The sequence below is a fragment of the Pseudoalteromonas luteoviolacea S2607 genome, assembly GCF_001625575.1.
Classification (GTDB): Bacteria; Pseudomonadota; Gammaproteobacteria; order Enterobacterales; family Alteromonadaceae; genus Pseudoalteromonas; species Pseudoalteromonas luteoviolacea_E.
Window position 1 is genome coordinate 649,821 of the sequence record NZ_AUXV01000056.1, and the last position, 12,774, is coordinate 662,594.

The window sequence follows — 12,774 nt, forward strand, 5'->3', positions numbered from 1 at the left end:
TGAAAATGGAAGCAATGAGTAAATGAAATCTTTAAAGGAGCTAATTATGAAGCTTAAAGTCAACAAAAGACCACTAAAGAAACTCAATTTCGACAAACTACCGCTAGATAGAAAACTAACCCCTTTGATTGGAGGTGCCGGTTTGAGTAACGGCCCGACACAAGAGTGCGAATCGTATTATCACTGTGATTCAGAAACCCCTTAATTCGCGTTATTAGACACCTATATTGCAAACGTCATGCGACTTCCCCATCATGACGTTTGCCAAAACCTCCAAGACCTCCCCCAATTACCTCTATTAATGGTAAACTAGGCACTATCTGAGTTGTTTCGAGTAATTAAGATTGGATAAAAACACCTATATTCCAGAGAACTTTATTGATGACGTAAAAAGTTACATCCCACCCCACCTCACCATTGAGGATTTTCTCAGTAGCTGCCAGGAACCTCTTCGACTTTCCATACGCGTTAATACACTCAAAATGTCTGTCGCAGACTTTGAACTCGAAGCACAAAAAATCGGTTGGCAAATCACACCTATTCCTTGGTGCCCTGAAGGCTTCTGGCTTAATCGTAGCCCTGAAGAGGAAGCCGCTTTGCCAATTGGAAATACTGCTCTTCATTTAAGTGGTTGTATATATGTCCAAGAAGCAAGCTCTATGCTACCTCCTTTGGCTTTACGTGAAGAGATTCAAAGTATTCAAGACAATGAGTTTGCTGTGCTAGACGTTGCCGCAGCACCGGGCTCGAAAACATCGCAACTTTGTGCGCTGATGGATAATCAAGGCCTTTTAGTTGCAAACGAGTTTTCGTCTTCACGATTAAAAGTACTCGCGGCGAATATGAAGCGCATGGGGGCATCCAATGTCGCCTTGTCACACTTTGATGGCAAGATCTTTGGCGACTATATGTATGAGTGCTTTGATCATATATTGCTTGATGCACCTTGTTCAGGGGAAGGCACCGTTAGAAAAGATCCAAATGCACTCAAAAACTGGTCTATCGAATCTAACGTAGAGATAGCAGAGGTACAAAAAACGCTCATAAGAAGTGCTTTCTTAGCCCTCAAACCGGGTGGCTCCTTGGTTTACTCCACATGCACACTCACACCGCTAGAAAATCATCATGTATGCGATTATTTACTAAACGAATTTGGAGGCGCTGTTGAAATAATACCGCTTGCGAATCTGTTCGAAAATGCAGAAACAGCCACAACAGAGCAAGGTTATCTGCATGTGTGGCCGCAAATCTTCGACAGTGAGGGTTTCTTCATTGCTAAGTTTGTTAAAAAGTCTTCTGTTGACAATGAAAACCAACAAATTAAAAAGGGCTCATTTCCTTTCGAGCCTTTCGCATCAAAAGCACAGCAGGCATTTAATTCTTACCTTAAAAAGCAATTTAAGATAAGTGAACTCCCTGGCAACTTGATGCAAAGAGACAAAGAGCTCTGGCTATTCCCTGAACAACTTGATGTTTTAAAAGACAAGATAAAATACGCAAGATTAGGAATAAAACTCGGCACCATTCATAAAAACGGTGTGCGCCTTGAACATGAACTAGCCACCGCGTTTGGCCATCTAGCTAGGCAAAACACACATGAACTCACGCAATCACAAGCTGTGGATTACTTTCAAGGAAAAGACGTTCGATTGGATAAGCCATCTGTGCAAGCTGGTGAAGTGATTTTGACGCTATGCGGCGCCCCTGTTGGGCTTGGAAAGTGGCAAAAAGCAAAAATTAAAAATAATTTACCGCGAGATATTATTGCACAAGGCCAGTTGATAACTTGGGTATAACCTGAATAGAACTTTTTGACAACTTTAAGATTATTAATTTATATGCGCGTAAGACAATGATTTATATATGTTTTAAAAATGTCAGATTGTTTGTAAGTTTTCAACAGTATTAACTACACTTAATAGACTTTCTACTTCTCCCTTATATGTAATAGAAGGTGTTAAAGTTAGCGCACGGCTCCATATGAGCCTTCCCCTACGCCCAGATTCACACATTACTGGGCGTTTTTTTTGCCTGTTTATCAAAGTATCCTCAATCAGATATGTTCATAAAATTGTCACAAAACTAAATTCATACACATTTGAAATGTCATTTATTGTTGATTTTTAATTGCCAAAACATACAATGCATATATAAATTGCTATACAACGTACATTATGGGTATTGTGAAAATTTCTGATGAGCTCCACGAAGAGGTCAGGCTAGCTAGCCAAGTTATGTCTCGCTCAATTAACTCCCAGGCTGAGTTTTGGTTGAAAATCGGTCGCCTTGCTGAGCAAAATCAAGACAAATCTTTTTTAGAGCTAATCCAAATAGAACTAGAGCAAGTAAGAAAGAAACAGAATGAAACCAGTCATAATTAAAAGTGATGAGCACATACAATGTATGAAAGCGTCAGGGGCACTGCTCGCAAGCGTATTTAAAGCCCTTGATGAGTACATTAAAGTCGGGATGACGACTATGGAGCTCAACGATTTTGTAGAAACTTACATAACGGAAAACCTTGGCGCAATCGCATCAACAAAAGGTCAATATGGCTACCCTTATGCCATAAATGTATCTGTTAATGAAGTCGTATGCCATGGTATGCCCAAAGCCAGCCAAAAAATAAAATCTAGCGATATTATCAATATTGATGTGACGCTAAAGCACAATGGGTACTTGGCCGACTCTAGCAAAATGTATGTGATGCAAGATGCCTCACCTCTAGCCAAAAAGCTTGCAAAAGAAACTTATCAAGCTATGTGGGAAGGGATTAAACGCGTTAAACCGGGTGCTAAGCTAGGAGATATCGGTCATGCCATACAGACCTATGCTGAGCGCAGGGGCTACAGTGTTGTTAGAGAGTTCTGCGGTCATGGAATTGGCAGTGAAATGCACGAAGGCCCAGACGTACTCCACTTTGGCAAAAAAGACACTGGCCTAGTATTGAAACCGGGTATGACCTTTACTATTGAGCCAATGATCAACCAAGGTTCACACAAAGTCAAAACGCTTAAAGATGGCTGGACTGTTGTCACCAAAGATAAAAAGCTTTCAGCTCAGTGGGAGCACACTATTCTAGTGACTGATAATGGTTATGAAGTTTTGACTTTACGACACGACGAAACTGTGACAGGTATCTAGCACATAGTTACAACTTGCACGAGCGCTTTAACAATTAAAACTCAGTTAAAAGAGTGGTTTTATCAAATGCAAAACAACTACACCTTGAAAAGACATAGGGTTTTATTTGCACTTTTGTGGCTTGAGAAAGGAAAAATCATCGGCACATTGCTTCCGCTCGTGTTTACTTTTTTGATTGCATTTGATTTTCAGTCTAGGTTTTTTAATTGGCAACTCGCATTAAGTTGGGGCGTCCCCACTCTCTTAATTGGTTTTGGGTTTGGCTTTTTGTTCGATTTCAGCCGTTGTTCTGACTCAAATCACAGCCAACGTTATGATAAGAGTCCCCCTCCCCCGAAAGATGGCAATGGCCCACTGGATTAAGAGCAAATTAACGCGATCATAATGAACGCTCTTTAGTAACTCTCCCATTCCACGTTTCTATAATCACAATATCACTCGAGATCCTGCCGAGTGTCATAATTCTATGACTCTGCATGTTTATGCTAGCGCAAGTTTTAAGCAGTTGTTTTGCTGCGCAATAATACATTATAAGAAGGAGTATGGAATGAAGCGTATAAATCTTGGTCTCATATCATGTGCACTCATAGCTGGTTTAACGGCGTGCAATGGTGATGATGGTGCACAAGGCGCATCTGGTAATGACGGTACAAATGGTGCAGCTGGAAAGGATGGCAACTCAGGTCTTTCAAGCCTTGTAAATCAAACAGAGTTATCGATGGGCGACAGTACCTGTTTCTTTGGCGGTATTGCCATAAAGTCTGGCCTAGATACCAACGATGATGGCGTATTGGAAGATTCAGAAGTATCACAAAGCAACTCAGTATGCCAGCCTTCTCCTTTAACAGCGCAAGGGGCAGCCTTACCTTATACGGCACTTAGAAGTGACTTACCAAATGGTACGGTTGAAGGCAGCGTATTCGAAATTCGAAATGGGGGATTCGGCTCGGATATGGTGGCCCACCCCCAAAACAAGAATCAGTTTTATACTTTGACTGATAGAGGACCTAATGCAACCTTTACGGGAGATTATGGCAAAGGCAAGAAGTTTCCTATACCAGATTATACACCGCGTATTGGACTATTCGAGTTACAAAAAAATGGTACCATCAAAAAACTGAAAGACATTCTACTCAAGCGTCCGGACGGCACACCAATCTCTGGGCTTCCGAATACCAGTAGTTTTGGCGGTACCGGTGAAACCCCATACACAGCAGACGGTCAACCTGTATTGGTAGATCAGACAAAAGCATTCGATGAACTCCATAACCCTATAAAGCTAGATGATTACGGGCTAGATGGCGAAGGGCTCGTAGCACTGGCTGATGGCAGTTTTTGGATAAGCGACGAGTATGGACCCCACATCGTACACTTTGATGCAGAGGGTAAAGAAATCGAACGTATCAATGCCTTTAAAAATGATGAGCGTGTATCTCTTCATTTGCCGCAAGAGTTTTCAAATCGAAGAGCGAATAGAGGTATGGAAGGGCTTGCAATTACGCCAGATGAAAAGAAGCTTATCGGCATTATGCAGTCGACAATGTACAACCCGGACAAAGCGGTAAAATCATTAGATGTTACACGCATTGTGACAATAGATTTAGAAACAAGACAAATAAGTCAGTATTTATACAAGCAGGAAAAAGCACAAAATTCCAACTCTGGCATTGTCGCGTTATCAAACACAGAGTTTCTCGTTATCGAGCGTGACGGTGCGTTTTATCGACAGAGCCCCGAAGCAATGAAACGAATTTATAAAATCGATTTATCAGCTGCAACCGACCTAGAACACGTTAGCGAGAACAACGACCTGTCCCAAGATCCTGAGCTTGGCCTATTGATATCGGGAAAAACCATCGAACAAACAATATTAGAAACGAGTTGGGATACCCTCTCTACACACGACATACAGCCTGTCAGCAAAACATTAGTACTAGATCTAGTCCTAGAGATTGCCTACCCACACGATAAGCTGGAAGGAATGTGGTTAATTGATAATAGTCGCTTGGCAGTGATTAACGATGATGACTTCGCGACCTGGTCTAGCAACGGGATTCTAGAGCAAAAGTATTTGGATGCAGGGCGCACCCAAATCGATGGAAACAAGCTCTACCTGTTTGAAAATCTGCAACTCAATCAATAATTATAAAAGCGGCGAAAGCCGCTTTTTAGATATAAAGGCCTGTTATGAAAAACTTCTTCATTTTTTTTACCCTAGTCGCGCCGCTTAAATTACTCGCCGCTCCAACTATTGGTTCTAAAGAATACAAAGTCATGTTGAACACAGCGAATTTTTCAAAATCTAATGAACACCAGGTGGTCAATCAAGTATTTGATGAGGTTACTGAATTAACTTTATCCGCAACAAGTAAGCCACTGCTAGGCACTTCGTATTTATCAAAAGTGCGTCAAGTTCACTTTTATGATGTTGCACAAGTATGTACATTAAAACGGCTGGGGTATGTATTCAGAGAACGCATTGAGAATGGCAGTTCAGAGGTCACTTTAAAATATCGTCATGTGGATAGCTATTTGTCTAACTTTGAAGATCTTTCGAGTCAACATAGTGAAGCCAAAACAAAGCTAGAGGCAGATTTTAGTATCGCAAATAACGGAGTATGGAAAGTTGTTTATGGGCACTCGACTAAAGTACCTAACAGTAGAAACATCAATGAAGTAAAAGATATTAACAAACACTTTGTAGGCTTTGAGAGTACCTATCAAATATCTGACTCGACACCTCTGAGTCCGGTTTCAGGATTGGCTGTATTTGAACGAGTCTACGCAGGGTATAAGGTTGATCTAGGTAGACAAGAAGCTGAATTTTCACTCACCCTTTGGTATCAAAATGAACTTGCCGAAAAACCACTCGTAGCTGAGCTCTCTTTCAAATATGCAGATAAGCAAGGTGATTTTAGTAAAACCGTAACGCAGCGTGCAGCGCGCTTATTTGAAAGCATCGCAAGTCAGCTTAGCTATGCAGATAACACCAGTGTGACGAAGACACAATTTATATATCAATATCAACCAAGCTACTGCACTTAGTGAATAAAATGCAAAAAAGAAGGGCTAACAGCCCTTCTTTTCACTCTAGAGAATATTAAAGACTTCAATATCTCTTGGCGCAGCGCCCGCAATGGGTGTTTTAAACAATATAATTTGTCTGCCGGACTTATTTACCATTTTGTAGTTATAAACTACACCTGATGGTAACCAACATTGCCCATCAGTCCAAATGTTGCATTCTGTTATGTTTGCACTACCGTCCTCCAAATATTCAACGGGTTGAAGGAGGGGCTGGTCGAAATTGTCATATGTAAAGGCTACTTCCGATTCTTCGAATTGAATGACTTCCCCTGTATAGGGGTTTTGGAACTTTTGACCTAAATGGTCTTGTAGTCGAATGCCTTCTTGAACTTCTGTCAAAATCTTTAGGCTGGCAAAAGTTTTTAGAGGTTCTGAACCAATGGCATACTCAAATGTGTCGATTAAGAACAACAAATCACTGTTTGGGATGTTAGCTAAATTGAATTTACTTGATTGGCTATCTAGTTCTATATCAAGGACTCCGCTTGAAATCGTATAGCTTGCTTCTCGTGTTACCCCTGAATCAAGCTCTAGAATTACACTTCCAGGTCCTTTCGTAACAAAGTAACTCAAAGACTCTGATTTTTGACTTCCTTGCTCGTCAACTTTATTTTCTAAGCCCAGCACTGTTACATATCTTGAATTCTCGGTTAAAGCTACATCGGTTGCTTTCGTTATGGCACTGAGCGCCATCATACCTTGCTGAGGCGCTAAATATGCATCTATATAAGCCTGAGCTTCTGGTGTAGGTGCAAGCTCTGGATCGTCATAGTCGCTGTGAAGCTCACCCTCATAGTTTGTATTGAAAATAGCATATTTTGTAGATGCATATAAAAGCTCTAAACTTTTATAAGTATTACGATATAGGTATCCTGGACTCTTTGATGCAATAGATTCTGGAATATTTACAAAGACATTACGTTTTTTTTCTGACAGAATTTTCGAAACTTTACCGTCTTCAAATGCAGCGTACACTCCAGCTGTAAAAATATTTGCGACATTATCCGGCCCATAATGAAGTAATTTTGCATAGATGATAGATTCAGACTCACCCGTTATGTCTATTTTGCTCACCCCCGTAGACTTTCCTATATAAGACGACGTTGAAATTCCATATTCAAACCCATCAGCAATGATTGGTTCTATTTGCTTATATAAGGTTTTGATCAGTTGCCCTTGATTTTGAGGCTGATAAACGACGCGTATTTTATCTTCTTCTTTTGCAATAACTTTAAAGTCAACCAAAACACCTGCCGCACATATGCTTGGTTCAGCAAGTGCGTCCTCATATTGGCAATCATAAATGCGTGTTTGCAACGTTCCCTGTGCATCTTCTTCTAGTAACAGCTGCCCAAGCTTTCCTTGATTAATGGCCATGCCTTTATTTGCACCATTAAAGGCTAGAACTAAACTCTCATCTTCAGTTGCCCAACCGCCTAGGAGTAGTTCATTTGTAAGCGTATGCGCTTCCCATTGTTCTGGGTTTTCATTAATAGTAACCTGTAGGTCAAACCCTGTGGTTGCTTTACCATCTGAAAGCTCGATTTTTACAGCATGTTGGCCAACATCAAACAGCGTCGGAGCAAATTTCAACGTTAAAGTAGCGCCGCTCACCTCTGATGTTATCCAAGATTGTGCTGACTCTATCGAAATACCGATAGCATCGCCGTCACTATCATGAAGCTTATACTCGAGACTGCCACCTTCGACAACAAAGAATTCGCCAACGTCTTGACCAACAATAGTAGGCGCTGTGTTCGCGACAATATTTGGCTGGGTTTGTTGCTCGGATTGTTTTGGTTGAGTTTCAGACTTTGACGAGCCACCACACCCGATTAAGGCCAAAGAAATGATACTGACAAGTGCAATATTTTTCATTCGATTACTGCCTAATAATTTCTAATTGCCGAGACTTTAAATCAAAATCGCTGGCATATAAACAAATAAATCATTTAAAAATAAAGATTAAATATTGAGCAGAAAAAATACTAGTAATAGTATTGTCAGATTGGGAGTGCTCCAATATATTTAAACTTTTTAATACGTATTTTTTAGTAAAAACCCACCCGCATAGCACATGACTTTGACTTAGTAGCACTCTAAAGATTGCTGTCGCGTTGTCTCTTCTTTTTCTGTTTTATCTTGATGCTTTACATAACATCTTATTATTTTTTCAATTGCACCTGCCGAGTCTATAAGATACCCATGTTGCCAGAAATGGTTTCCCCAAAGCTTTTTATTGCGTAAATATGGGAATTTTACGAAAAGCCTTATTGTAGTTCTGCCTTTTAGTATTCCTATCAATTTGTTACGCTTCCATCTTCAAGGTATTGAATATATTGAAGGAATAATAGTAGAACATTCGCCTCAAACAGAGGCCCGCGTATGCGTATCTGGCTGGTGCGACTTATTAGGCCCCAAGTCTCGTATTAACTTTGCAATGGGTCTTTCGAAACATCGGTAGGAAAAATAAGCTGCCAAAATACTTAAAGCTAACGATAACAAAAGTTTTGCTACATCTGACAAATCAAGCTGGTTAACTTTGATAATAATTGGAAGGTGCAATAAATATAGGGAATAAGATATTTTTCCAATAAAATCTCCCAGTTTATTGGCCAAAATCACATTGCTATTGGGAACTAAAAAGACGATACAAAAGAAAACTGTACTCATCACTAACAATACTTCGTAACTTAGCCACATTCTGACTTTATCCGTAGTATTCAATGGGGAGAATGCTGGATACATCAACGGAATTAAACATAGCGATAATATGAACCAATGCTTTTTCAAGTACTCAGGCACTTTTAAGGAGCGGTAATGTAGCCCAAAAACAACTCCAACAAAAAAGAATGGCAAAGTTCTAAGTACGCTAAAAAGATTGTATGGCACCCCATTGATATCCCCGTAAATTTTGGGGAAATTTGTTAAGAACAGTAGAATCATAACTGCAATAATAGAGACATAAATATACCCTGTGCGGCGCTTAGCAAATGCCCAAAAAGCAATGAAAATTAAATAAAACTGTATCTCAGCGGGAATAGACCAAAGTACACTTTCACCATATAAAAATAGCAAGTGGCCTAGCAAAGTATTGAAGTCAGGAATCGCATACAGGCCGTCATAACCTGATAAAGTTAAAAAGTATGACCCAAAAACAACAACCAAGTACAAAGGCAATACTCTGCCAGCTCTAGCAAGGAAATAGCGAATAATATTGCCTTGGCTGAAATCCTTATCTAAGTAGAGGTAAGACATTAGAAAACCACTCAACATAAAAAAAAGCATAACGCCGTATGCCCCAGAGCCACCGCCCAGAACACCATCTAGCCAGTTAGTTATATCACTAAAGTGAGTGATAAAAACTATAAGCGCAGCGATTCCTCGTAACGTATTCAGTTTTCTAATTTCCAACAGCGACTCCTCAACTCCAAGCTTTCGGAAGCTCTAACGCCCCATTAGGGTGCCAATAACCAGAAAGTTAAAGTGTAATTAGGTAATGATAAAACAGCTTAGCTCCCCCCGATGTTGAGCTATTCAACTCGGAGGGAAAGCGCTACCTTAAGATGGCAACTCGTTCTACATCCTGCATAGAAGCGTAGTTTGATGTGACAACTCTATCACCTGCTTTTAGACCCTCAAGGACTTCTACAACAGATGTATTTCTGCGACCAAGTTTAATGTCGCGCTTAATTGCGTGCTCTCCAGATTCATCCAGAACGAACGCCCAACTCCCGCCAGTTGTTTTCAGGAAACCACCATTTGTTAGCAGTAATGACTCACTTTTTTGACCTAAAGATAGAGCAAGCTGGATCGTTTGACCTCGTCTAACTCCCTCAGGAGCTCCTCCAACGATGGTTAAGTCAACTTCAAACATCCCATTTGTTACTTCTGGATAAACGCTCTCAATGATCGACTCATAGTCTTCTCCATTGAGTTTGAACGAAGCGGTCTGACCTACTCTCACTCTGTTGATGTAGAATTCATCGATCTGGGCAACTATTTTACTCGCTCCCATTTCATCGATTTGCCCTAGTCTTTCACCTTTATTTTTACTTTCACCAATTTCAACTGAAAACGATGTTAAATGGCCTGTAACAGGCGCTTTAATGAGAAGGTTACTTAAGCTCTTCGTTGATATAGCTAGATTGGTTTCTAGCTTTTGTATCTGATCTTCTATTTGGACGATTCTTTTCCCCCGAATAGTTTCTTCCAGCTCCTGCTTGGCAATTAGGTTAACCAACAGTTCCTCGCGGTATTGAAGTTCATCCAAAATCGCTTGGTATTGGTGATCAGAAACTAAAGCATCATCTGCCAGCACTTGATAACGCTTTTTATCGAGTTTTAGTGTTTTGATACGGTATTTGATATCAATTATTTCTTTTTCCGTAACTAATTTTTTAGTTTCCAAATTGTTTGCGATATTACTTAGGTTATTCAACTGTTCAGTAATAGACGTGTTGTTTCTAGAAACATTCAAATATAGGTCCGAGTTTTGTAATTTAAGGATCGGTTGACCTTTTTCTATCATTGTACCATTGTCGACATAGATCTCTTCGACAACACCACCAGCGACGGTATCTAGAAAAACTGTACTGGCAGGTTCAATTTCGCCCCTTACTGGCACAACATCTTCAAAAACTCCTTGTTTTACAGTAGAAATAATGACTTGTTCTTTTTTTACTTTATAGGTACTAATAGCCGCATCGCTTACACCAACATAAAATAAATACACGACACAAAGCGACACGGCCGCGATGATGCCATACTTCAAATTGAACTTTCGTTTCTTTTCTATTACTCGATCCATAATTTAATTCTGTAAAGCCTTAATAATCATTGTTGGTAGTTATTATTTATGCGTATTGTTTAGCGGATAGGTTTTGACTTCTTTCTATTTTAGAAATTTTTCCTTCTTCCATAATGATCAGCTGATCACTATATCCATAATATCTATCGTCGTGCGTAATTGCTACAATTGCTTTACCTTTTTCTTTCAATTCAGGCAATAACTGTTTATAAAATACATCCTTGTAATGTGGATCTTGGTCCGCTGCCCACTCATCAAATAAATACAGTTCTGTATCGTCTAGGTAGGCCACTATCAATGCCAACCTTCTTTTCTGCCCATCCGATAACGAAAGTGTCGAAAAAACACCATTCTTAAACTCAACTTTACCTTCAAGACCAAACAGTTTTAGATAGTTATTTACCTTCTCTTCTGCTCCTTTATCTTTAATTCCGTACAGACGTTCGAACAAGAAGTAGTCTGAATAAATAGAAGTAATGTACTGACGGGCTGAGTTCATATTCTCTAAATTGATTTGCGTTTCGCCAAAATAAACAGAGCCGCTGCTTGGTAAATAATGGTGCGTAATAAGTTTGCTTAACGTTGACTTTCCAGAGCCATTCCCACCAACAATGAAAGTGATCTCACCCTTTTTAATTGAAAAGTCAACAGGCCCTAACGTAAAGCTGCTATTAGCGTGCTCATAACATACTCCTTTAAAAGAAATGTCGTTCCAGCTTGCCAATGCTTGGACATGAGGGTTAGCGTTTTCTAGTGGAATATCTTTGAGTAACTTTTCTACTTTTCTAATTGAAACACCCGCCAGGGTCATTTGTGGTAGTAGGTTTAACAGCAAACCAATTGGACCTGCTATATAGAGCAATGCCATGATGACGCCAATCAGCTCTTGAGTAGATATTGTGTGGTAATTAATGAACACAAAGCTCACCGCACCAATCACAAAAAAGCTAATTAAGTCTCCATAGTTTGCCGCAAGTTTCAGTGCAGTATTCGCTTTTTTATCCAGAGCAACAACATTCCTCTCCCACTTTAACAGCTCTTCATTTAGGAAAGCTTCGCGCTTGGTTTTATTCAGTTTTAACTCTTTAATACCAAAAATCAGTCCGTGCATAGACTTTTGCAGATTGTCTACGCACTTCCTAGAACGGTCAAAATATCGTTTGCCTATGAGCACGGGGATTTGATAAGTAATAACGCCAAAGAAAATACACTGAATAACAAATACAAAGGCATTGCTGCTCAGGTATAGCAAAAAGGCGAGCATACCAATCATAGTGACGCCACTAATAAGTAAATCAGGGATCACTCTCGCACCTTGCACAATGCGCGGTACATCAGTTGTTAAGGTGGCGATAAGCCTCGCCTCACCAATGGATTCAACATTATTTAACGGAGCGTTTATGATTCGCTGGTAAACCTTCTGTCGTAAGTTCGATGTAATGTCCATCGAGATACGAGAAAGGATCACTTGAGATAAGCTTCTCGATATGAGTATAAATAAGCTGATACAGAAAAATAGCTGAGCAATAGGATAGTTGCTTACTTCTAAACCAAAAAACATATCGATATCGCTTTCCGCCGACTGTAATAAAGTCGATTCGGCTTCTAACGTAGTGAGCACTAGCGGAATAAGCAGTGCATAACTTGCGCCGGCAAGTCCACCTAATAACATAGATAAAAAGACTCTGTTCGGCGCATAATTAGTGAAAATAGAAAATAGTTTCAAGAGGTAA

11 protein-coding genes and 1 pseudogene are annotated in these 12,774 nt (G+C 40.0%); 7 read left to right on the forward strand and 5 right to left on the reverse strand.

Translation table 11 applies throughout. The features are described from left to right. Positions 1–46 precede the first annotated feature (46 nt). From N480_RS25470 to N480_RS19840, 7 genes are all read left to right on the forward strand, one after another. The gene (locus N480_RS25470) at positions 47–205 is read left to right on the forward strand and encodes a hypothetical protein (protein WP_155730558.1); all 159 of its coding nucleotides are present in this window, start codon (positions 47–49) and stop codon (positions 203–205) included. 139 nt (positions 206–344) lie between these two features. Next, positions 345–1,796 (forward strand): 16S rRNA (cytosine(1407)-C(5))-methyltransferase RsmF, encoded by a 1,452-nt coding sequence (rsmF, locus tag N480_RS19815; RefSeq protein ID WP_063374156.1) that lies wholly within the window; start codon positions 345–347, stop codon positions 1,794–1,796. 378 nt (positions 1,797–2,174) lie between these two features. Continuing rightward, positions 2,175–2,381, forward strand: a complete 207-nt coding sequence (locus N480_RS19820) for a ParD-like family protein (protein ID WP_063374157.1) — start codon at positions 2,175–2,177, stop codon at positions 2,379–2,381. After that, positions 2,362–3,144, forward strand: coding sequence for a type I methionyl aminopeptidase (gene map / locus N480_RS19825; protein WP_063374158.1), 783 nt, complete (start codon positions 2,362–2,364; stop codon positions 3,142–3,144). Before N480_RS19820 ends, map begins: the two co-directional genes overlap by 20 nt. Before the next feature lie 66 nt (positions 3,145–3,210). After that, positions 3,211–3,507: a hypothetical protein gene (locus tag N480_RS19830; RefSeq protein ID WP_063374159.1), complete on the forward strand. Its 297-nt coding sequence runs from the start codon at positions 3,211–3,213 to the stop codon at positions 3,505–3,507. 184 nt (positions 3,508–3,691) lie between these two features. Further along, positions 3,692–5,287 carry an esterase-like activity of phytase family protein gene (locus N480_RS19835; RefSeq protein WP_063374160.1) on the forward strand — a complete coding sequence of 532 codons (1,596 nt, stop codon included), beginning with the start codon at positions 3,692–3,694 and terminating at the stop codon, positions 5,285–5,287. A 44-nt stretch (positions 5,288–5,331) separates the two neighbouring features. Beyond that, a complete protein-coding gene (locus N480_RS19840; RefSeq protein ID WP_063374161.1) occupies positions 5,332–6,189 on the forward strand; it encodes a hypothetical protein in 858 nt (285 codons plus the stop codon). 45 nt (positions 6,190–6,234) lie between these two features. Here the strand turns inward: N480_RS19840 and N480_RS19845 are convergent, their stop codons facing one another. The 5 genes and pseudogenes from N480_RS19845 to N480_RS19860 form a co-directional block, all read right to left on the reverse strand. Continuing rightward, the gene (locus tag N480_RS19845; RefSeq protein WP_063374162.1) at positions 6,235–8,109 is read right to left on the reverse strand and encodes a hypothetical protein; all 1,875 of its coding nucleotides are present in this window, start codon (positions 8,107–8,109) and stop codon (positions 6,235–6,237) included. Between the two features lie 210 nt (positions 8,110–8,319). Beyond that, positions 8,320–8,535, reverse strand: a pseudogene (locus N480_RS25130) (transposase); the annotation flags it as partial. A 63-nt stretch (positions 8,536–8,598) separates the two neighbouring features. Further along, positions 8,599–9,645 carry an acyltransferase family protein gene (locus N480_RS19850; protein WP_063374163.1) on the reverse strand — a complete coding sequence of 349 codons (1,047 nt, stop codon included), beginning with the start codon at positions 9,643–9,645 and terminating at the stop codon, positions 8,599–8,601. Positions 9,646–9,787: 142 nt separating this feature from the next. After that, positions 9,788–11,041 carry an efflux RND transporter periplasmic adaptor subunit gene (locus tag N480_RS19855; protein WP_063374164.1) on the reverse strand — a complete coding sequence of 418 codons (1,254 nt, stop codon included), beginning with the start codon at positions 11,039–11,041 and terminating at the stop codon, positions 9,788–9,790. A gap of 46 nt (positions 11,042–11,087) precedes the next feature. After that, positions 11,088–12,767 (reverse strand): cyclic peptide export ABC transporter, encoded by a 1,680-nt coding sequence (locus N480_RS19860; protein ID WP_063374165.1) that lies wholly within the window; start codon positions 12,765–12,767, stop codon positions 11,088–11,090. Positions 12,768–12,774 lie beyond the last annotated feature (7 nt).